The 20,707-nt window shown below is 72.4% G+C and carries 19 protein-coding genes; 9 read left to right on the forward strand and 10 right to left on the reverse strand.

Annotated features, from left to right (window positions below; genetic code table 11):
- Positions 1-63 precede the first annotated feature (63 nt).
- From ACE1OA_RS26330 to ACE1OA_RS26340, 3 genes are read left to right on the forward strand one after another with little or no spacing between them, the layout of a single operon-like run.
- Complete coding sequence (locus ACE1OA_RS26330) at positions 64-1,407, forward strand: discoidin domain-containing protein (RefSeq protein WP_356778780.1); 1,344 nt, start codon at positions 64-66, stop codon at positions 1,405-1,407.
- Entirely contained in the window at positions 1,407-2,675 is a 1,269-nt protein-coding gene (locus ACE1OA_RS26335) for an MFS transporter (RefSeq protein WP_432753489.1), read from the forward strand. Before ACE1OA_RS26330 ends, ACE1OA_RS26335 begins: the two co-directional genes overlap by 1 nt.
- A complete protein-coding gene (locus ACE1OA_RS26340; protein WP_432753490.1) occupies positions 2,672-3,661 on the forward strand; it encodes a TolB family protein in 990 nt (329 codons plus the stop codon). Before ACE1OA_RS26335 ends, ACE1OA_RS26340 begins: the two co-directional genes overlap by 4 nt.
- 44 nt (positions 3,662-3,705) lie before the next feature.
- Here ACE1OA_RS26340 and ACE1OA_RS26345 read toward each other — a convergent pair whose 3' ends face one another.
- Together ACE1OA_RS26345 and ACE1OA_RS26350 are read right to left on the reverse strand one after the other, a co-directional pair.
- Positions 3,706-4,998 (reverse strand): MFS transporter, encoded by a 1,293-nt coding sequence (locus tag ACE1OA_RS26345; RefSeq protein ID WP_386545611.1) that lies wholly within the window; start codon positions 4,996-4,998, stop codon positions 3,706-3,708.
- 90 nt (positions 4,999-5,088) lie between these two features.
- Positions 5,089-5,652: a methylated-DNA--[protein]-cysteine S-methyltransferase gene (locus ACE1OA_RS26350; RefSeq protein WP_432753491.1), complete on the reverse strand. Its 564-nt coding sequence runs from the start codon at positions 5,650-5,652 to the stop codon at positions 5,089-5,091.
- Positions 5,653-5,837: 185 nt separating this feature from the next.
- Here ACE1OA_RS26350 and ACE1OA_RS26355 point away from each other — a divergent pair, with 185 nt between their 5' ends.
- The 5 genes from ACE1OA_RS26355 to ACE1OA_RS26375 all read left to right on the forward strand — a co-directional run bounded on the left by ACE1OA_RS26355 (position 5,838) and on the right by ACE1OA_RS26375 (position 12,997).
- Positions 5,838-6,740 carry an MHYT domain-containing protein gene (locus ACE1OA_RS26355; protein WP_356608027.1) on the forward strand — a complete coding sequence of 301 codons (903 nt, stop codon included), beginning with the start codon at positions 5,838-5,840 and terminating at the stop codon, positions 6,738-6,740.
- A 70-nt stretch (positions 6,741-6,810) separates the two neighbouring features.
- On the forward strand, positions 6,811-8,940 hold the full coding sequence (gene uvrB / locus ACE1OA_RS26360; RefSeq protein WP_356608025.1) for an excinuclease ABC subunit UvrB: 2,130 nt from the start codon (positions 6,811-6,813) through the stop codon (positions 8,938-8,940).
- 153 nt (positions 8,941-9,093) lie between these two features.
- Positions 9,094-9,672 carry a TerD family protein gene (locus tag ACE1OA_RS26365; RefSeq protein ID WP_147977498.1) on the forward strand — a complete coding sequence of 193 codons (579 nt, stop codon included), beginning with the start codon at positions 9,094-9,096 and terminating at the stop codon, positions 9,670-9,672.
- 120 nt (positions 9,673-9,792) lie between these two features.
- Entirely contained in the window at positions 9,793-11,736 is a 1,944-nt protein-coding gene (locus ACE1OA_RS26370; protein WP_432753492.1) for a TerD family protein, read from the forward strand.
- 232 nt (positions 11,737-11,968) lie between these two features.
- Entirely contained in the window at positions 11,969-12,997 is a 1,029-nt protein-coding gene (locus ACE1OA_RS26375; protein ID WP_386545622.1) for a TerC family protein, read from the forward strand.
- Between the two features lie 73 nt (positions 12,998-13,070).
- Here ACE1OA_RS26375 and ACE1OA_RS26380 read toward each other — a convergent pair whose 3' ends face one another.
- The 5 genes from ACE1OA_RS26380 to ACE1OA_RS26400 all read right to left on the reverse strand — a co-directional run bounded on the left by ACE1OA_RS26380 (position 13,071) and on the right by ACE1OA_RS26400 (position 17,573).
- Positions 13,071-14,357: an MFS transporter gene (locus ACE1OA_RS26380; RefSeq protein WP_432754098.1), complete on the reverse strand. Its 1,287-nt coding sequence runs from the start codon at positions 14,355-14,357 to the stop codon at positions 13,071-13,073.
- 263 nt (positions 14,358-14,620) lie between these two features.
- A complete protein-coding gene (heR, locus tag ACE1OA_RS26385) occupies positions 14,621-15,403 on the reverse strand; it encodes a heliorhodopsin HeR (protein WP_384874575.1) in 783 nt (260 codons plus the stop codon).
- Positions 15,404-16,025: 622 nt separating this feature from the next.
- A complete protein-coding gene (locus tag ACE1OA_RS26390; RefSeq protein ID WP_384874572.1) occupies positions 16,026-17,084 on the reverse strand; it encodes a TerC family protein in 1,059 nt (352 codons plus the stop codon).
- A 112-nt stretch (positions 17,085-17,196) separates the two neighbouring features.
- Entirely contained in the window at positions 17,197-17,358 is a 162-nt protein-coding gene (locus tag ACE1OA_RS26395) for a hypothetical protein (RefSeq protein ID WP_384874569.1), read from the reverse strand.
- Positions 17,358-17,573 carry a hypothetical protein gene (locus ACE1OA_RS26400; protein ID WP_384874566.1) on the reverse strand — a complete coding sequence of 72 codons (216 nt, stop codon included), beginning with the start codon at positions 17,571-17,573 and terminating at the stop codon, positions 17,358-17,360. The genes ACE1OA_RS26395 and ACE1OA_RS26400 overlap by 1 nt, the downstream gene beginning before the upstream one ends.
- A 159-nt stretch (positions 17,574-17,732) precedes the next feature.
- Here ACE1OA_RS26400 and ACE1OA_RS26405 point away from each other — a divergent pair, with 159 nt between their 5' ends.
- Positions 17,733-18,071: a helix-turn-helix transcriptional regulator gene (locus ACE1OA_RS26405; RefSeq protein ID WP_384874563.1), complete on the forward strand. Its 339-nt coding sequence runs from the start codon at positions 17,733-17,735 to the stop codon at positions 18,069-18,071.
- A gap of 98 nt (positions 18,072-18,169) precedes the next feature.
- Here the strand turns inward: ACE1OA_RS26405 and ACE1OA_RS26410 are convergent, their stop codons facing one another.
- The 3 genes from ACE1OA_RS26410 to ACE1OA_RS26420 all read right to left on the reverse strand — a co-directional run bounded on the left by ACE1OA_RS26410 (position 18,170) and on the right by ACE1OA_RS26420 (position 20,589).
- On the reverse strand, positions 18,170-18,691 hold the full coding sequence (locus ACE1OA_RS26410; protein WP_432753493.1) for a universal stress protein: 522 nt from the start codon (positions 18,689-18,691) through the stop codon (positions 18,170-18,172).
- A gap of 490 nt (positions 18,692-19,181) precedes the next feature.
- Positions 19,182-19,838, reverse strand: coding sequence for an MBL fold metallo-hydrolase (locus ACE1OA_RS26415; RefSeq protein WP_356608017.1), 657 nt, complete (start codon positions 19,836-19,838; stop codon positions 19,182-19,184).
- A gap of 49 nt (positions 19,839-19,887) precedes the next feature.
- Entirely contained in the window at positions 19,888-20,589 is a 702-nt protein-coding gene (locus ACE1OA_RS26420) for a maleylpyruvate isomerase family mycothiol-dependent enzyme (protein WP_356608015.1), read from the reverse strand.
- Positions 20,590-20,707 lie beyond the last annotated feature (118 nt).

Genomic DNA, 20,707 nt, shown 5'->3' on the forward strand with positions numbered 1-20,707 from the left:
CCGGGGCGCGGCGCTCCGCACCGGTGTCCAGCTCTCGCCGTCCCCAGGCCAGGGAGCCCAGGTATGCGCCTGAACGCCTCCGCCCCACCACGCCACACCCACCTCACCCCGACCCTCGTGCTCACCGCCGTCCTGCTGCTGGTCGGCGGTCTGCTGCTCGCCGCGCCCGGCCGCGCAGGGGCGGCCGCCGACCCCCTCCTCTCCCGCGGCAAGCCCGTCACGTCCTCCTCCGTGGAGGACTCCACCCTCGGCCCCGCGAACGCCGTCGACGGCGACCCGGCCACCCGCTGGGCCAGCGCCGAGGGCTCCGACCCGCAGTGGATCCGCGTCGACCTCGGCACCACCGCGACCGTCTCCCGGGTCCGCCTGACCTGGGAGGCCGCGTACGCCAAGGCGTACCGGATCGAGGTCTCGGCCGACGGCGCGGCATGGACGCGCCTCGCCACCGAGACCGCCGGGAACGGCGGCACCGACGACTGGACCGCGCTCAGCGGCAAGGGCCGGTACCTGCGCGTCCACGGCACCGCCCGCGGCACCCCGTACGGCTACTCCCTCTACGAACTGGAGGTGTACGGCACCACCGACGGCGGCACCCCGCCCCCGGGAGGCGCCTTCACCGTGGTGGCCGCGGGTGACATCGCCGCCCAGTGCACCGCCTCCAGCAGCTCCTGCGCCCACCCGAAGACCGCGGCCCTGGCGCAGCGCATCGACCCGAAGTTCTATCTGACGATGGGCGACAACCAGTACGACGACGCCCTGCTCTCCGACTTCCGCGCCTACTACGACAAGACCTGGGGCGCCTTCAAGGCCAGGACCCGGCCGGTGCCCGGCAACCACGAGACGTACGACCCCGCCGGACCGCTCGCCGGCTACAAGTCCTACTTCGGCGCGATCGCCTACCCCCAGGGCAAGCCGTACTACAGCTTCGACGAGGGCAACTGGCACTTCGTCGCCCTCGACTCCAACTCCTTCGACGACGCGGCCCAGCTCCAGTGGCTCAAGGACGACCTCGCCCGCACCACCAAGGGCTGCGTCGCCGCCTACTTCCACCACCCGCTGTACTCCTCGGGCGGTCACGGCAACGACCCCGTCTCCAAGCCCGTCTGGCAGATCCTCTACGGCGCCGGGGCCGACCTCGTCCTCAACGGCCACGACCACCACTACGAGCGGTTCGCCCCGCAGGACCCGTCCGGGCGGGCGACGGCCGCGGGCATCGTCGAGATCGTCGGCGGGACCGGCGGAGCGGAGCCCTACCCGATCGAGACCGTCCAGCCCAACAGCCAGAAGCGGATCAGCGGCCCCTACGGCGTGCTGAAGCTCGACCTCACCGACACGACGTACACCTGGCAGTACGTCGGCACCGACGGCCAGGTCAAGGACTCCGGCCCGACCTACACCTGCCACTGATGTACCTCGCGACCACCGGTCGCCCGGACGCGCCGCCGCCCCACCAAGGGGTCCGGCGGCGCGTCTCCGGCACCGTTTTCGCGCTGGGCGCGGTCAGCCTGGTCACCGACGTCTCCTCGGAGATGGTGACCGCCGTGCTGCCGCTCTACCTCGTCCTCGGACTCGGCCTCTCCCCGCTCCAGTTCGGCTTCCTGGACGGCCTCCTCAACGGCGCCACCGCGCTCGTACGGCTCCTCGGCGGCCACGCGGCCGACCGCGGCGGCCGCCACAAACGCGTCGCGGGGATCGGGTACGCGCTGTCCGCCTGCTCCCGGCTCGGACTGCTCCTCGCGGGCGGCGCGGCCGGCCCGATCGCGGCGTCGCTCGCCGCCGACCGGCTCGGCAAGGGCATCCGCACCGCACCCCGGGACGCGCTGATCACCCTCAGCAGCCCGCCGGACGGCCTCGGCCGCGCCTTCGGCGTCCACCGGGCGATGGACACCACCGGCGCCCTGCTCGGACCGCTCGCCGCGTTCGCCCTGCTCTGGGCGACGGCCGACGCCTACGACGCGGTGTTCGTCGTCAGCTTCTGCACCGGGGTCGCCGGCGTGCTGCTCCTGGTGGTGCTCGTGCCGAACGCCCCCACCGCCCCTCCGGCGCCGGCAGCCCCCGTACCGCCCCGACGGCGGGCGCCCCGCGCCCCGTTCGCGCCGCTGCGCACACCGGCCTACCGCCGGATCGTCGTCTGCACCGCGCTCCTCGGGGCGGCCACCGTCGGCGACGCGTTCGTCTACCTGCTGCTCCAGCGGCGGCTCGACCTGGCCGTCACGTGGTTCCCCTTCCTGCCGCTCGGCGCGGCGGCCTGCTACCTGCTGCTCGCCGTCCCGGCCGGCCGGGTCGCCGACCGGATCGGACGCCGCCGCCCCTTCCTGTACGGGCACGGGGCCCTGCTCCTCGCGTACGCGGCGCTCCTCGCCCCCGGCCCCGGCCCCCTCCTCCTCGGGCTCGTCCTCGCGCTCCTCGGGATCTTCTACGCCGCCACCGACGGGGTCCTGATGGCGCTGACCGGCCCGCTCCTGCCGGCCGGGCGCCGGGCGGGAGGACTCGCACTCGTCCAGACCGTCCAGGCCCTGGCCCGGCTCGTCGCGGCGGCCGGCTTCGGGGCCGCCTGGACGGCGTGGGGCCCCCGGGCCGCGCTCCTGCTGGCCTGCGCGGGGCTCGCGGCGGCCCTCTGCTGCGCCCTGCGTCTGCTGCCCGCCCCGCCGCCTCCCGAAAGGTCCCCTTCATGACCGGCACCGGCCGTCCCGCCCGGACCCGTCTCCTGCTCCTCGTCCTGGCCGTCGTCCTGCTCGCCGGCGGCGCCACCGCCTACACCCTCCGCGCGGCCGGGCACGCGACGGCCGGCCGGACCTCGACCGCGGCGGCCCCCGGCTTCACCCTCGAAGACCCGGCCGGACGCCTGTACTTCCGCGACACGGCGACCGGCCGCGTCGCCCGCCGGGACCCCGCTGCCCCGGACGGGCGGGTGGCCGGCGGCCCGGTGTGCGACCGCTTCCACGCCGCCGGGCCCACCGCCCTCTGCCTCCTGCGGCGCCCGGGCGTACCGCCGCGCTCGTACGCCCTCGTGCTCGACCGGAACCTGCGCGAACTGCGGCGGATCGCGCTCCCGGGCATCCCCAGCCGGGCCCGCGTGTCGGCCTCGGGACAGGTGCTGTCCTGGACCATGTTCGCCACCGGCGACTCCTACGCGACCTCCGCCTTCTCGACCCGGACCTCGATCCTCGACCTGCGCACCGGATACCTGGTCAAGAACATGGAGCAGATCCCGCTCACGCTCGGCGGCCGGCGGTACCACGCGCCCGACGTCAACTACTGGGGCGTCACCTTCGCCCGCGACGACAACCGCTTCTACGCCACCGTCGCGACGGACGGCCGTACCCACCTGGTCGAGGGCGACCTCCGGGCCTGGTCGGCGCGGGCCGTGCGGGAGAACGCCGAGTGCCCGTCGCTGTCGCCCGACGGCACCAGGGTCGCCTTCAAGAAGAAGGTCTCGGACGATCCGAAGGCGCCCTGGCGCCTGTACGTCCTCGATCTCCGGACCATGCGCGAGCACCCGGTCGCCGATGACCGCAGCATCGACGACCAGGCCGCCTGGACCGACGACCGCACCCTGGCGTACGGCCACGAGGGCGCTCTGTGGACGGTCCCGGCCGACGGGTCGGGTCGGGCCCGCCCACTGGTGTCCGGCGCCTCGTCACCCGTGGTGCCACGCTGACGGGCGCACGGGGCACGCCGGCCGCGGCGGCGCGGCCCGCCGGATCAGGCGCGGCGGACCGCGCCCCGGACGGCCAGCGCGGCCATCGGCAGCAGCAGACAGGCGCCCACCACGTTCAGCCAGCCGTAGCCCGCCTCGGCCACGATCAGTCCCGCCATCAGCCCGCCGATGCCCGCCGCGGTGTTCATGGTGAAGTCGGACAGGCCCTGGACCGCCGCGCGGGCGGCCTGCGGCACCGAGTCCGTCAGGAGCGCGGAGCCCGACACGAGCCCCGCCGACCAGCCCAGGCCCAGCACGAACAGGCCCACGGCGGTCCGCCCGTGGCTCGGCCCAGCCGTGCCGGCCAGCAGCGCCGCCACCGACAGGAGCCCGACCGCCAAGCCGATCACCGACAGCCGGCCCAGCCGGTCCGACAGCCATCCCATCACCGGCGAGAAGGCGTACATGCCCGCGATGTGGCCGCTGATGACCAGGCCGATCAGCTCGATCCCGGCGCCGTGATGGCTCAGTGCCACCGGCGTCATCGACATGATCGAGACCATCGCCGTGTGCGAGGCGGCCACGGTGACCAGGGCCAGCCGGGCCCGCGAGGACTCCCGGACCGCGCGCATGCCCGCCCGCAGGGAGCGCCCGTCGGCCTCCTCCCGGTCCGCGGGACCGGCCAGCGCGCGGGCGGTCAGGAGGGGGTCGGGGCGCAGCAGCACCGCCATCAGCGCCGCGGCGAGCAGGAACACGCCGGCCGCCCAGACGAAGGGCCCGGCCGTCGCCGGGATGCCGAGCCCGGCCACGCTCCGCCCGGCCGGCGCGGCGATGTTCGGGCCGAGGACCGCCCCGATCGTGGTCGCCCAGACCACGGTCGAGATGGCCCGCGCCCGGCGCTCCGGCTCGGCGAGGTCGGCGGCCGCGAAGCGGGCCGCGAGGTTGGCCGAGGAGCCGGCCCCGAAGCCGACCAGACCCAGCAGGAGGAGGGGGAAGCTGCCGACGACCGCGCCGAGGACCACCACGCAGGCGCCGAGCGCCCCCACCAGATAGGCGAGCACGAGTCCCGCACGCCGCCCCCGGGTGGACATCAGGGCGGCCAGCGGCATCGCGAGCAGGGCCGGGCCGGCCACGGTGGCCGTCGAGGCCAGCCCCGACAGCGCCTCGGTGCCGCTGACGTCCTTGGCCAGCACGGCGGCCAGGGCGACCCCGATGGCGATGCCGAGCCCGCCGAGGATCTGGCTGGTGATCAGTACGGCCTGGATCCGCCGCCGGAGCGCGGGCAGCTCGGGCGCCGCGACGGGAGGGGGTATCTCCGCCGAAAGCAGGGCGTCAGGGGCGTCGGGGGTGTTGGTCACTTACGGCAGTGTGCCAGCCGTCCCACCCCGTGGGAACGCCTCCTTGCTCACATCTCCGGGAGCGGCGCGGCCGGCCGCCGGGGGCCGCGTTCAGAACAGCGGCTGCGGCAGGACGCCCTCCAGCTCCAGCAGCCTCCGCTTCGTCTCCAGACCGCCCCCGAAGCCGCCGAGCCCGCCGTCGCTCTCCACCACCCGGTGGCACGGCACGACGATCGGGAGCGGATTGGAGCCCATCGCCACCCCGACCGCCTGCGCGGCGCGCGGCTCGCCGACCCGCTTCGCCAGCTCCCCGTACCCCACCACCGTCCCGTACGGCACCCCGATCGCCAGCTCGCGCAGCACCACCCGGTTGAACCCGGCCGTCAGCGACCAGTCCAGGGCGACGCCGAACTCGCGCAGCCCGCCGTCGAAGTAGTCCGCGAGCTGCCGTACGGGCTCGGCGAGGAGCCCCGACGCGTCGTGCACCGGATCCGCGCCGAGCCGGCCGGCGATCCGGTCCAGGGTCCGCTCGCGCACCCCCTCCGCGGCGTGGAATACCACGCTCACCAGGCCACGGGAGGTCGCCGCCAGCAGCAGCGGGCCGATGGCGCTGTCCACGACCGCCCACTCCAGCCGTTCCGCGGACCCCCGCGGCGGGGTCGTCTCGCTGTCCATACCGATCACCGTACGACCCGGCACCGACATCGCGGCGGGGCATCGCCCCGATCTCCCCCCGGGCCTTTTCCCGGACCACATGGTCGCGCGGCTCCCGGCGCGCCATAATCTCGCCCCGGTAGCACTACTCAGCGGTACCGACTGTTTTCGGACGACGTTGCACCACGGGTGGAGGTCACACGCTCATGCAGGGCACGGTCGACGGATTCAGTCACGGCGTCGTCACGCCGGTGGCGGCCTTTCTCATGGCCTGCCTCGGCGGCGCCCTGGGACTGCGCTGCACCACCAGATCGCTCCGCAACCGTGACACCTTCAAAGCCGGCTGGCTGGCGCTCGGCGCCACCTCGATCGGCACCGGCATCTGGACCATGCACTTCATCGGCATGATCGGCTTCTCCGTCCGGCAGGCCCCGATCACCTACGACCGGCCGCTCACCTTCGCCAGCCTGGGCGTCGCCGTCCTGATGGTCGGCGTCGGCATCTTCATCGTGGGCTACCGCGGCGCGACGACGCTCACCCTGGTCACCGGCGGCACCATCACCGGTCTCGGGGTCGCGACCATGCACTACCTCGGCATGGCGGGCATGCGGCTCCAGGGCCGCATCGAGTACGACACGGTCACCGTGGCGCTCTCCGTCGCGATCGCCGTCGTGGCGGCCACCGCGGCCCTCTGGGCCGCCGTCTCGGTACACGGATTTCTGGCCAGCCTCGGCGCGAGCATGGTGATGGGACTCGCCGTCACTGGTATGCACTACACCGCCATGGCGGCGGTCAACGTCCACCTGCACGGCGACGGCGCCCTCGCGAGCGGCGGCGACTCCGCCACCTCCCTCCTCCTCCCGATGCTGATCGGCCCGGCGGTCTTCCTGCTGCTGGCCGCCGTCGTCGTCATGTTCGACCCGCTGCTCGTCATGGGCGACCCGGACTGGCAGAAGCCCGCCTCCCCCAGGGCCGTGCGGGCCGGCGTGCCCGCGCCGCGCCGCCCCTCCGCGTACGGGGAGCCCGCCAACTGGTCGGCCCGCCCGGCCTCGGGACGGGCCGCGCGCAAGGGCGTCCCCCGGGGCGCGCACCGCTCCCAGGACTGGTGAGGCCGGGGCCGCAGCCATCCGCCGGGCCGTTCACCGCCCGACTGTCGGTGGGGGGTCGTACGGTGGGTGCATGCGGCCCGTTTCCAAGATCGAACGTTCGGTGGCGCCCTTCGAGGTCGTCAGCCCCTTCCAGCCCAGCGGCGACCAGCCGACGGCCATCGCCGACCTCGAGCGGCGCATCCGCGCCGGCGAGAAGGACGTCGTGCTGCTCGGCGCCACCGGCACCGGCAAGTCGGCGACCACCGCGTGGATGATCGAGAAGCTGCAGCGCCCCACGCTGGTCATGGCCCCGAACAAGACCCTGGCGGCCCAGCTGGCGAACGAGTTCCGCGAGCTCCTGCCGAACAACGCCGTCGAGTACTTCGTCTCGTACTACGACTACTACCAGCCCGAGGCCTACGTCCCGCAGTCGGACACCTACATCGAGAAGGACTCCTCGATCAACGAGGAGGTCGAGCGGCTGCGCCACTCCGCGACGAACTCCCTGCTCACCCGCCGGGACGTCGTGGTGGTGGCCTCCGTCTCCTGCATCTACGGCCTCGGCACGCCGCAGGAGTACGTGGACCGGATGGTCCCGCTCAAGGTCGGCGAGGAGTTCGACCGCGACCAGCTGCTCCGCCGCTTCGTCGACATCCAGTACGCGCGCAACGACCTGGCGTTCACCCGCGGCACCTTCCGGGTCCGCGGCGACACCATCGAGATCTTCCCGGTCTACGAGGAGCTCGCCGTCCGCATCGAGATGTTCGGCGACGAGATCGAGGCGCTCTCCACGCTGCACCCGCTCACCGGCGAGGTCATCAGCGAGGACCGCGAGCTGTACGTCTTCCCCGCCAGCCACTACGTCGCCGGCCCCGAGCGCATGGAGCGCGCCGTCGACGGCATCGAGCGCGAGCTCGAGAGCCGCCTCGCCGAGCTCGACAAGCAGGGCAAGATGCTGGAGTCGCAGCGGCTGCGCATGCGCACCACGTACGACATCGAGATGATGCGCCAGATCGGCTCCTGCTCCGGCATCGAGAACTACTCGATGCACTTCGACGGCCGCGAGCCCGGCTCCGCCCCGAACACCCTCCTCGACTACTTCCCCGAGGACTTCCTGCTCGTCATCGACGAGTCGCACGTCACCGTGCCGCAGATCGGTGCCATGTACGAGGGCGACGCCTCGCGCAAGCGGACCCTGGTCGACCACGGCTTCCGGCTCCCCTCGGCGCTCGACAACCGCCCGCTGAAGTGGGAGGAGTTCCAGGAGCGGATCGGCCAGACTGTCTATCTCTCCGCCACCCCCGGGACGTACGAGCTGTCCCGCGGAGACGGCTTCGTCGAGCAGATCATCCGCCCCACCGGCCTGGTCGACCCCGAGGTCGTCGTCAAGCCCACCGAGGGCCAGATCGACGACCTGGTCCACGAGATCCGGCTGCGCACCGAGAAGGACGAGCGGGTCCTCGTCACCACCCTCACCAAGAAGATGGCCGAGGACCTCACCGACTACTTCCTGGAGCTGGGCATCCAGGTCCGCTACCTCCACAGCGACGTCGACACCCTGCGCCGCATCGAGCTGCTGCGCGAGCTGCGGGCCGGCGAGTACGACGTCCTGGTCGGCATCAACCTGCTGCGCGAGGGCCTCGACCTCCCCGAGGTCTCCCTCGTCGCCATCCTCGACGCCGACAAGCAGGGCTTCCTGCGCTCGGGCACCTCGCTGATCCAGACCATCGGCCGCGCCGCGCGCAACGTCTCCGGACAGGTCCACATGTACGCGGACAAGATCACGCCCGCGATGGAGAAGGCCATCGACGAGACCAACCGGCGCCGCGAGAAGCAGAACGCCTACAACACCGCCCACGGCATCGACCCCCAGCCGCTGCGCAAGAAGATCAACGACATCGTCGCCACGATCGCGCGCGAGGAGGTCGACACCGAGGAGCTCCTCGGCACCGGCTACCGCCAGGGGAAGGACGCCAAGGCGCCCGTGCCCGCGCTGGCCGCGCACGGCACGAAGGGCCGGGGCAAGGCCGCCAAGGCCGGCTCCACGGTCGAACTCGGCGACCGGCCCGCCAGCGAACTGGCCGCGATCATCGAGGAGATGACCGACCGGATGCGCGCCGCGGCGGCGGAGCTCCAGTTCGAGGTGGCCGCGCGGCTGCGGGACGAGGTGGGCGAGCTGAAGAAGGAGTTGCGCCAGATGAAGGAGGCGGGCCTGGCCTGAGCGGCCGGGCTCCGGGGCCCGTCCGGTGTGTTGCAAGACCGACACAAAACCGGACCGCGCCTGCTGCGGTGTCGGTGACACTGCGTAGGGTGCTGCACAACCGCACGTTCGGCATGGACTGCCGCGGGGATCGCACAACGAGAGGGGACGAGCGTGACGGTCAACATGACCAAGGGTCAGGCCATCAGCCTGGAGAAGCAGGGCGGGGGCGCCCTGACCGCGGTGCGGATGGGCCTCGGATGGCAGGCGGCGCCCCGGCGCGGGCTGTTCGGCTCGCGCACCCGGGAGATCGACCTGGACGCGTCGGCGGTGCTCTTCGCCGACAAGCAGCCGGTGGACGTGGTCTTCTTCCGTCACCTGGTCAGCGACGACGGCTCCGTGCGTCACACCGGTGACAACCTGGTCGGCGGCGCGGGCCAGGGCGGCGACGACGAGTCCATCCTCGTCGACCTCCAGCGCGTCCCGGTCCACATCGACCAGATCGTCTTCACGGTGAACTCCTTCACCGGCCAGACGTTCCAGGAGGTGCAGAACGCCTTCTGCCGGATCGTCGACGAGACCAACGGCCAGGAGCTGGCCCGCTACACCCTGGACGGCGGCGGCCAGTACACCGCGCAGATCATGGCGAAGGTGCACCGGGCCGGCTCCGGCTGGCAGATGACCGCCCTGGGCAACCCGGCCAACGGCCGGACCTTCCAGGACCTGATGCCGGCGATCCTGCCGCACCTGTAGGCGCTCCCGCCCGCGCATCCCACAGCTCCCGGAGGCAGTCGGCCGCCGGGAGCTGTCCCGCATGACCGAGACGATCACGACACGATCCGAGCGATCGCAGCATCCGAGGGGACAGAGCCGATGACGGCCGAGCTGGTCCGGGGGCAGAACCACCCCCTGCCCGACACCCGACTGGAGATCCGGGTGTCGGCCGGCCATCCCGTCGTCGCCGGAACCACCCTCGGCGACGAGCGGGGGAGGGTCGCCGGCGTCGAATGGATCGCCCACCCCGGCTCGCCGTCCCTGCCGGGGATCGAGGTCTCCCAGCAGGCCGCGGCCGACCACCGCCTGGCCGTCGACCTGGAGGCGCTCCCGGACTCCGTCCACCGTGTCTCGGTCCTCCTCGCGCTGCCCGTCGGTGCCGGCGGCCCCTCCCGCTTCGGCGCCGCCGCGGCGCCCTTCGTCGCCGTGACCGCCCTCGACGGCACGGAGATCGCGAGCTACACGATCACCGGCCTCGACAGCGAGTCCGCCGTCGTGGCCCTGGAGCTGTACCGCCGCCAGGGCGCCTGGAAGGTCCGTGCCGTGGGCCAGGGGTACGAGGGCGGCCTGGCGGCCATGCTCGGCGACCAGGGACTGGAGAACCCCGCCGAACTGGCCGCCGCCATCCTGGAAGCCGTCGTGCGGGGCATGGCGCGGTCGGTGGCATCTCCGCCCCCGCGCGTCCCCGACGCGGAGCGGGTGCGCCACTCCGCCCCGGCGACCGCGGCGGACACGGCCCCGACCGTGCCCGTGACACCGCCGCCCGCGCCGGCACCCTCGCCCGGACCGGCCGGCGGCACGCCCTCCGGCCAGGGCGGCCCGATCGACTACGCGCATCCGCGCCGCCGCGCCGCCGCCCCGCAGTCCCCGCCGCAGCCCGCGCCCCGCGCGGAGCCGCAGCAGTCCCCGCCCGTCCCCGTCGCCGGGGACGCCGCCGGCTGGTCCATGGACGAGCGGCTGTACAACCAGGTCTGGGGCATGTTCGAGGATCTGGCCCGCACCACCGCCGCGTACCGCAGCGCCTGCGACTTCGCCGAGTCCCGTCTCGACCAGGAGCTGGACCGCGTCCTCTCCGACCCGCGCAGCCGCATCGGCGGCACCGGAGACGCCGCCCGTACCGAGGCCCGGGCCAAGCACGACGAGCTCACCGCACGGGCCCAGGAGGCCCTGGACCGCGACCTCGCCCAGCTCGTCGCCGAGTCCGAGGTCGTCGAACCCGCGCTGCCCGCGGCCTTCGCCCGCTGGGACAGCCCCGTCTGGCAGGGCTACCGCGTCCCCATGGAGACCCCGATGGCCCTGCGCCTGGGCGACCTCCACCTTCCCGAGCGGACCGATCTGCACATCCCCATGCTGATCCGCCTCCCGCTGGAGCGCGGGCTGTGGGTGGACAGCGGGCGCGGGCGGTCCGAGGCCTCCGCGCTCCTCGACGAGGCCGAGCTGCGCCGGCTCGCCCTGGACGCCGCCGTGGCGCACGCGGCCCGGCTGCTCGCCGTCTATCCCGCCGGCGACTTCACGGTCCACGTCCTCGACGCGGCGGGCTCGGGCTCCGCGTCCCTGGCGCCGCTCGTGGAGTCGGGCGTCCTGGCCGCCCCGCCGGCCGCCGGCGCGGCCGGAGTCTCCGCCGTCCTGGCGCAGCTCACCGAGCGCGTCGACCTGGTCCAGATGGCGGTGCGGGCCGGCGCCGCCGACGCGCTGCCGCCCGGCATGGACACCGCCGAGCAGCTGCTGATCGTCCACGACTTCCCGCACGGTTTCGACGACCGGGCCGTCACCCAGCTGCGCTACCTGGCGGACGAGGGCCCGCGGGTCGGCGTCCACCTGCTGATGGTCGCGGACCGCGAGGACGCCTCGGCGTACGGGCCGCTGCTGGATCCGCTGTGGCGTTCGCTGCTGCGGGTGACCCCCGTCGCCGACGACCACCTGGCCGACCCGTGGGTCGGGCACGCCTGGACCTACGAACCGCCGCGGATCCCGGTGGGCAGCGACGTGCTCCGTCAGGTGCTGGCCCAGGTCGCCGAGGCACGTCGCCAGGGGTGGCACTGACCTGGCCTTTTGGCGGCTCTTTACCCTTACCTTTACCTTCCCTTGGTGTTTCGGGTAGTCTTCTCGGCGCGGAGGGGAGTACTCCCCAGTGCGCGGCGTTCCCGTCAATACGGACAGGCCCCCAGCGGCCCGATCCCGGGGCGTCGGCCCGGCCGGTCTCGTACCGCCCCGGGTGGAAGAGACCTCCGGCAGCGGCGACGCTGATCAGTAGCCGTACGACGCCGGAGGCGCAGTGGACGTTTCAATGACCCTGTGGGTGCTGACCATTCTCGGTCTGTCCGCCCTCATCGCCATCGACTTCTTCATCGGGCGCAAGCCCCATGACGTGTCGATCAAGGAAGCCGGGATCTGGTCGATCGTCTGGATCGCGCTGGCCGTGCTCTTCGGGCTCGGCCTGCTCGTGTTCGGCGACAGCCAGGCTTCCGGCGAGTTCTTCGCCGGTTTCATCACCGAGAAGTCGCTGAGCGTCGACAACCTCTTCGTCTTCGTCCTGATCATGGCGAAGTTCGCGGTGCCCTCGCACCTCCAGCAGCGCGTGCTGCTGGTGGGCGTCCTGATCGCCCTGGTGCTGCGGGCGATCTTCATCGCCGCCGGCGCCGCGATCATCGCCAGCTTCTCCTGGGTGTTCTACATCTTCGGCGCGTTCCTGATCTTCACCGCCTGGAAGCTCATCCAGGAGGCGCGCAAGGGCGAGGACGAGGACGAGGACGAGTGGGAGGAGAACCGTCTCCTCAAGTCGATCGAGAAGCGGTTCGGCGTCGCCGACAGGTACCACGGCACCAAGCTCTTCATCCGGGTGAACGGCAAGCGGGTGCTGACTCCGCTGATGGTCGTCATGCTGGCGATCGGCACCACCGACGTCCTGTTCGCCCTCGACTCGATCCCGGCGATCTTCGGCCTCACCCAGGACCCGTACATCGTCTTCACCGCCAACGCCTTCGCCCTGATGGGTCTGCGGCAGCTGTACTTCCTGATCGGCGGCCTGCTCAAGAAGCTGGTCCACCTCAGCTACGGCCTGTCGGTGATCCTCGGCTTCATCGGCGTGAAGCTGGTGCTGCACGCCTTGCACGAGTCCGGGGTGCACGTCCCCGAGATCTCCATCCCGTTCTCGCTCGCGTTCATCTTCGGTGTACTGGTCGTCACCACGATCACCAGCCTGATCGCCTCCAAGAGGCAGGCCGAGCGCGAGGCGGCGGAGTCGGCGGCCGAGGCCCCCGAGGCGGAGGCCGGCGACACGGAGAAGGACAGCATCGGCGCCTGACCGGCCCGACACCAGAACGCACCGCGGCCGGTGCGGGCGGCACACCACCGCCCGCACCGGCCGCGGTGCGTGGTCAGGCCGGTGCCGTCCGCGGCGCCTCGGACCGGACGGCGTCCGGCAGTGTCTCCGGCAGCAGCGCGAAGCAGCCCAGGCTCACCAGCGCCACGACCGTCAGATACGCCGCCACGCCCCAGGGCGGCCCCGAGCCGCCCTCCGACAGCGCCGTCGCCGCGATCGGAGTCAGGGCCCCGCCCAGCACCCCGGCCAGGTTGTAGCCGACCGCCGCGCCCGTGCAGCGCACCCTCGGCTCGTACAGTTCCGGCAGGTAGGCGGCGACCACCGCGAACATCGTGATGAACGCCAGCAGCGAGCCCAGGAACCCGAGGAACATCAGCGAAGGCCGCCCGGTGTGCAGCAGCCCCACCATCGGGAACGCCCAGAGCGCCGAGGCGGCGCACCCCGCCAGGCACAGCGGCCGGCGACCGTGGCGGTCGCCGAGCATCGCCACGAACGGCGTCACCGCGCCCTTGACCGCCACCGCCGCCATGACGCAGGCCAGCATCACCGTGCGGTCGACGCCGAGGCGCTCCGTGCCGTACGTCAGGGCCCAGGTGGAGACCGTGTAGAAGACGGCGTAGCCGACGGCCAGCGCCCCGGCCGTCAGCAGCACCAGCCGCCAGTGATCCCGCGCCACCTCCGTCAGCGGGGCGCTCGCCCGGCGCCCGGCCTCGGACAGCTCCCGGAACTGCGGGGTCTCGGCCAGCGAGGAGCGCAGCAGCAGCCCGCCGGCGGCGAGCACCCCGGCGGCCCAGAACGGCACCCGCCACCCCCATGCGCGGAACTGCGCGTCGGTGAGCGCCGCCGACAGCGCCAGCATCACCCCGTTCGCCAGCAGGAAGCCGACCGCCGGCCCGATCTGCGGGAAGCTCGCCCACAGCGCGCGCCGCCGCTCGGGCGCGTGCTCGGCCGTGAGCAGCACCGCCCCGCCCCACTCGCCGCCGAGCCCCAGACCCTGCAGGAAGCGCAGGACGAGCAGGAGGACCGGGGCGGTGATGCCGAGCGTCGCGTACGAGGGGACGCAGCCGACGGCGACGGTGGCGCAGCCGGTGAGCAGCAGCGACGCGAGCATGACCGGGCGCCGCCCGTGGCGGTCGCCGACGTGGCCGAAGAGGACGGAGCCCAGAGGGCGGGCGAGGAACCCCACGGCGAAGGTGCCGAAGGCGGCCAGCGTCCCGGCGAGCGGCGAGAAGGTGGGGAAGAAGAGCGGCCCGAGGACGAGGGCGGCGGCGGTCCCGTAGACGAAGAAGTCGAAGAACTCGATGGCCGTGCCGGCGAGGGACGCGGCGGCGAGCCGCCCCATGGCGGGGGCCGGCGGCGGGGTCGGGGACTGACTGTGGCGCATGCCGCGCCAACCGTCCGATCCGGTCCGCGGTTACGGGGGCGTGCGCGAGCGCACGGCACGCGGCCGTGCGCCGTCCGTCCCGGCGAGTACGTCGAGAACGATGTGAGCGCGCACTCGGGTGAGGAACGCCCCGTGTACGACCGGCTGACGGCCGATGCCGTCGAGGCCGCCCGGGAACCGGGTGCTCGAGTCTTGCCGATGGGGGTTCGGACGGAAGAGGTTCAGTCGGCCAGCGAGCCGGCGAAGATCTGCCACGCCAGGAGTGACTTCGCCACGAGGCTGAGGACCAGGTAGGCCTTTTCGCCATATGCATAGTCGGTCCACCGGCCGACTCCGCGGTACTGGAGCCACTGGTTGAGACCGAAGCTGAAGAAGAGGGCTGCCTGGACGAGAACGATTCCGTACACGAAGCCGGGGACGGTCTCGGCCGCGACGGTGTTGTACGCGATCGAGACCCACGGCGTGACGCCGACCAGGGTCCCGAACCAGAACGGCAGCATCCTGGTCCTCGCCCGCCCCGGAGGGTTCATCACCTCCTCGACCCAGCCGAAGAGAATCATCCCGACGTTGGCGCCGACGACGGCGATGACGGCATTGAGACCGGTGATGCCCGCGTAGAAGCCGATGAGGAGCACCATCAGGGTTGCGCTCAGCGCGTACTCCAGCCACCGGAAGCGGTTGATGCCGCGCCTGAGGTCGCGTTCGTAGGTGTCGCGGCACACTGTCGCCGTCAGCAGGTGGTCTGCTGCCGCGAGGGCGAGGAAGACGGCGACGGCCCAGCCGATCGGCACGTCGAACAACGCTTCCGGGGCGGGCGCTGCCGTTCCCGGTGGCCCCTCGGGGACGGAGGAGGTCACCGTGATCGAGAAGCTCCCGGCGAGCACGGCGATGGCCACGGCTTGGATCAGGTGCAGCAGCGTGAGCCCCAGGTTCCACCTGCGGAGCCCGGTGAGACGCTCGGCGGTGACACCGGTGGCCACCGATGTGCCGTCCTCTCGGTCCACAGGTCCTCCCCAGTGGCTGGTGCCGCGGTACGTCAGCATGGTCGTACCGGTCGGCCGCGAATCACGGCAGTCACGCCACGGCCCCGCCGAGAAGTCGCCCGAGTGGCGCCCGGGAATCCGCCGAAACCGCGGCCTCCGGGACGCCCCCCGAGATCTCTCCCGGGACGGTGTGGCTGGGGTTGCGCAACGGCCGCAGCAGCTCGCTGTGCTGGGTACCGCCCGCCGAACAGTCCTCCCAGGCGCTGATCTAAAGGCTTCCGGCGCCCGGCGTCTGTTCTTGGACGGTGACCGGAGCGCAGGCCGGCGGCGGGCTCCGATGTCGAGTGCGGGTGCCGGGGACGACGAGCCCTTCGTGCCGCACCATGTCCGGCTGCCGGCATGACGGTCGGGTGCGCGAGCCGCCTGGAACTGTGCGCAGCCACCGGCCCTGCTGAACCGGGCAGGGCGGCTGCGCCCTTGGGCCGGCCCGCGGGGAGCCGGGGTGCACAGCGCGTTGGCGATGTTCAACGTCGTGGGGTCGGGGGTCCGGACGGATCGACGGTGCGGGATGTGGCGCCGGACGCGTCGTGGGCCCTGGCGAAGTGCTGGCCGGGTGTGCTGCGGCGGTGGGGGCTGAGGGTGGTCATGACGGCCGTCCTTCCGGATGGTGCGGGCTGGCGGAGGGGGTCGAGGCGTGGGCGCCGGTGGCCGGGTGCGGCTGCGTGTCGGCCGTGTGGTCCGTCTGGGATGCGGTTTCGCCGCTGTCGCTGTCCTCGCCGCGGGTGGCGACAAGGGACCAGGCGATGGAGACGGTGATGGTGACGGCGATGACGCCGAGAGTGAGGGGAATGGGCAGCTTGCCGACGGGGGTCTCCGAGAGGATGAGCTTGACGCCAGCGAACGCGAGCAGCACCGCGAGTCCGTAGTGCAGGTATCGGAAGCGGCGCAGCAGCCCGGCGAGGCAGAAGTACAGGCTGCGCAGGCCGAGGATGGCGAAGGCGTTGGCGGTCCAGACGATGAAGGTGTTGGTGGTGATGGCCAGGACGGCGGCGACGGAGTCGACCGCGAAGATGAGGTCGGTGGCCTCGACGGCGACCAGGACCACGAACAGCAGCGTGGCGATGCGCTTGCCGCTGACGCGGATGAAGAACTTGTCGCCGTGGAATCGCGGATCGGTGGGGATGATCTTCTTGACGAGGCGGACGACGGGGTTGCGGTCGGGGTGGACCTCTTCGTTCTTGGAGACGGCCATCTTGTAGCCGGTCCAGATCAGGAACGCCCCGAACAGGTAGGCGGTCCAGAAGAAGACCTGGAGCAGTTCGGCGCCGATGAAGATGAACACCAGCCGGGCCGCGAGCGCGCCGATGACGCCCCAGAACAGGACCTTGTGCTGGTAGGCGTCGGGCACGGCGAAGAAGGAGAAGACCAGCGCGAAGACGAAGACGTTGTCGATCGACAGGGCCTTTTCGATCAGGTAGCCGGCGTAGTACGTCGACGATGCCTCGCCGCCCTGCCACGCCCACAGGACCAGGCCGAAGCCGAGGCCGATGGCGATCCACAGGCCGCTCCACAGCACGGCCTCGCGGAAGCCGATCACGTGGTTGTCGCGGTGGGCGATCAGGTCGACGGCGAGCATCACGCCGATGCCGAGCGTGACCGCAGCCCATACCCACAGCGGGACGGCGAACGACAGTTCATTCATGGTGGATCGGCTTCCTCGTGCGGGGCGCAATGGCAAGGGCGGACAGGAGGGTGGGGAGTGGTGCGCCCCGGGCCTGGCGGGCTTCGGAGGGCTGCCGGGCCCGGGCGCTGATTCAGTTCGTCCAGGCGTTCACCTCCCCGGTTCCGGCGGGCCGCCGGACGGCGGTCGTGCGGCGGCGGTGCGGGCGCAGGGCGAGGGCGAGACACAGGCCGCCGACGACCAGGTCCACGAGCGCCAGCAGCCACCAGGGTGCGAGCGCGTGCAGGCCGTTCATCACGCCTCGATCCGTCGGGCCGCGGGCAGGACGGCGACCAGCAGCACCGGAGCCTTGCAGGGAGCGGCCGGCCGCACGGCCGCGTCCACCACGGCCAGGTCGTCGGGACGGTCGGTCACCAGCGCGGTGACCGGGTGCGGCAGGGACAGCGGCAGCGCCGGGGAGCCGGTGTCTGCCGGGCGGGTCAGGGTCGGGATGGAGGTCTGGGAGGGCATCGGGACCCCCTTTCAGCAGGGTCGAAGAGGCTGGTGAGGGTGCGGCCGGCGTCACCTGCTCCTCTGATTCCCGTCCCTAATTACGCGAAAACTTTTTCGCCAATTCGTTTTCGCGAAATGATGTTGATCATGCGAAGCCTGCTTCGTATGATGAAAGCCATGAGTCAGCCCTCCAGCCCGCGCGGCGACCAGTGGACCTTCCTGACCAATCACGCCCGGGTCCTGATCGCCCTCGCCCGCGACCCCGAGGCGCGCGGGCGGGACGTCGCCGACGCCATCGGCATCACCGAACGCGCCGTCCAGTTGATCGTCGCCGACCTCGAAGCGGCCCGATACCTCACGCGCGAGCGCGTCGGCCGCCGAAACCGCTACACCATCGATCCCACCGTCGCCCTGCGCCACCCCAGCGAGGCCGACCACCCCGTCGGCGACCTCCTGGCCACCTTCCTGCACCGCGAGGACACCCCCGTCGCCGATTCCGGGGGCACCGCCTCGTAACGGGAGCTCACCGGGCAGCCGGCGCCAGGGTCTGCAGCAGTCGGTCCCGGTCGCTTCTCCCTGTGGGGCGGCCGGGGCCGATTCCTTCGGTCCGAGGCTCAGCGGGGCGGGCAGGGCACGGTCAGTGGCGCCCACGGCACCGGCGGGACCGCGTGCACGAACGGGCCGCCACGGATGGCGGCGGCCTCCATCACCGTGCACGCATCCAGCCCCGCCGGCCCGCTGTGTGATGCCACCAGCAGTGAGCAGCCGTGGAGGGCCGCCGTGTCCAGCAGCGCCTTCGCCGCATGCAGCCGCCCGCTGCCGCGCACGGCGGGACGGTGATAGGCGGCCGACCGATGGGCGATCCCCGCGCGGGCCAGTCGCGGCAGAGCCCGCCCGACCACCGCGCGGACCGCCGTCGAGTCCGGGCGGACGGTCTTGGTCGTGGGCGGCGGTGGAGGCAGTACCGCGATCAGCAGCAGCGGTGCACCGCGCGAGGTGGCGAGCCGGACGGCCGCGTCCACCACGGCGGTGTCATCGAGGCGGTCGGCCAGCACCGCGGCCACCGGGAACCGCCGGCGGGCGACCGAGGCGGTGGCATCCGACGCGGGTGAGAAGCTCGGGCGAGTGGTGTTCATGACGGTCGCGCTTTCCGGGAGTAGCGGAGGAGGCACTTCCAGCGTCCCCTTCACCCCGAAAGTGCGTCAACACTTACGCGAAAGAGTTTTCGCGTAACTTGTATCGCGTATCTGGGGCCCCGGTCGGTCCGGAGATCATCGTCCCGCGCCGGCCGACCCGGGGGCGACCTGACCGGGCCCGGCGGCGCCGCCGATCCCGGGCTGAGGGAACACGGCGGACGAGCCCGACGAGGAACCATCCGGCCGGCAACCGGCGGTCAGAGCACCCGGCTACCGGGCTGAGATCAATCTCGGCACCCACGGCTGTACCGATGGCACCGAAGCAGGTGGACCTCCGGCCAAGATCAACGGTTGAGCGTCAACCGCCGTACCGGTGTTCCCCGAGGCCGGCCACCGTCCGTGGGGCGTGCTCCTCACGAGCGCGGAACAGGCCTGAACGCGCGACCGCCCCCTCTTCGGTTTCGAAACGGGGGCGGTCGTCGTCGGATGGCTACCAGCCGCGTGCGCGCCAGTCGGCGAGGTGCGGACGCTCGTCGCCGAGGGTGGTGTCCTTGCCGTGCCCGGGGTAGACCCAGGTCTCGTCGGGCAGGACCTCGAAGAGCCTGGTCTCCACGTCGTGGATCAGGCTGGCGAAGGCCTCGGGGTCCTTCCAGGTGTTGCCCACCCCGCCCGGGAAGAGGCAGTCGCCCGTGAAGACGTGCGGGTGCCCGTGCGGGTCGTCGTAGACGAGGGCGATCGAGCCGGGGGTGTGCCCGACCAGCCGGCGCGCGGTCAGCTCGACCCGGCCGACCGTGATCGTGTCGCCGTCCTCGACCGGCACGTCGGTCGGGACGGGGATGCCCTCGGCGTCGTACGCCCCGGCGTACGTCCGCGCCCCGGTCGCGGCGACCACCTCGGCGAGCGCCTGCCAGTGGTCGCCGTGCCGGTGGGTGGTGACGACGGACGCGATGCCGTCGTCACCGATCAGCGTGAGGAGCGTGCCGGCCTCGTTCGCCGCGTCGATCAGCAGCTGCTCCCCGGTCGCCCGGCAGCGCAGCAGATACGCGTTGTTGTCCATCGGGCCGACCGCGACCTTGGAGATCATCAGGTCCGTCAGCTCGTGCACATCGGCCGGTCCGCCGACCTTCACCGCTCCGCTGTAGGTCATGGGCTCAGCCTATCTCCGGGTGCCGGCGGGCGTGGCCCAACAGCGGGGGCTACAGCGGCGGGAGCTCCGGGAGGCCGTCGCCCTCGAGGAGGACGAGGTGGGCGCCCTTGTCGCCGCGACCGGAGAGCCAGCCGAGCAGCTCGGCGCGGGTGCCGCCCAGGACGACGGGGTCGCCCTTGTCGCCGCCGGTGTGCCAGGAGGGGCTGTTCTCCTCGTACCCGAGACGGAGCGTCACCGGCGGGACCTCCGGGCGTCCCGACCAGCGGTCGGCCAGGAAGTCGATCTCCCGCAGGACGAACTCCTCGGGGAGGTCCGCCAGCTCGTAGCCGACCCCCAGGTCGACGTGGTGGAGCGCGACCTCCACCCAGCGGCGGAAGGGGACGCGGGCCGCCCGGTCCGTGACGCCGTTGCGGAGCTCCACGACGCGGTCCCAGTCGGCGGGCTCCCGGCCCACGGCCTGGAAGCGCTCGCCGCTCTCGCGCACGTCGGCGAGCTGTACGTCGAGGGGACGGGAGGCGTCCCGCTCGATGTCACGGTCGCGGGTGGCGGCGTCCGCGTACATGGGACGCCCCTCCAGGACGTTCACCAGCGCGTCGGCGTTGCGGGCGATGTGGGCGAGCAGATGTCCACGGCTCCAGCCGGGAAGCCGTGACGCCTCGGCCAGCGTCGCGTTGTCCCAGGAGGCGGCCGCGTCGAGGAGTCGCTCGGTCGCTTCGCGTACAGAGGCCAGGTCACGCACATGATCGATCATGGCGCCGACCCTAGCGCCACCACTCGTTCGGGTGAAGCAAGAGGAGCGAGGCCGTAAATCGAATGTGCGTGCTATAGGCTCGATGGAAGCATCCGGCATCCTTGGTTGTTGGGTAATG

Origin of the sequence: Streptomyces sp. JL2001 (assembly GCF_050917515.1) — a bacterium.
Taxonomy (GTDB): domain Bacteria; phylum Actinomycetota; class Actinomycetes; order Streptomycetales; family Streptomycetaceae; genus Streptomyces.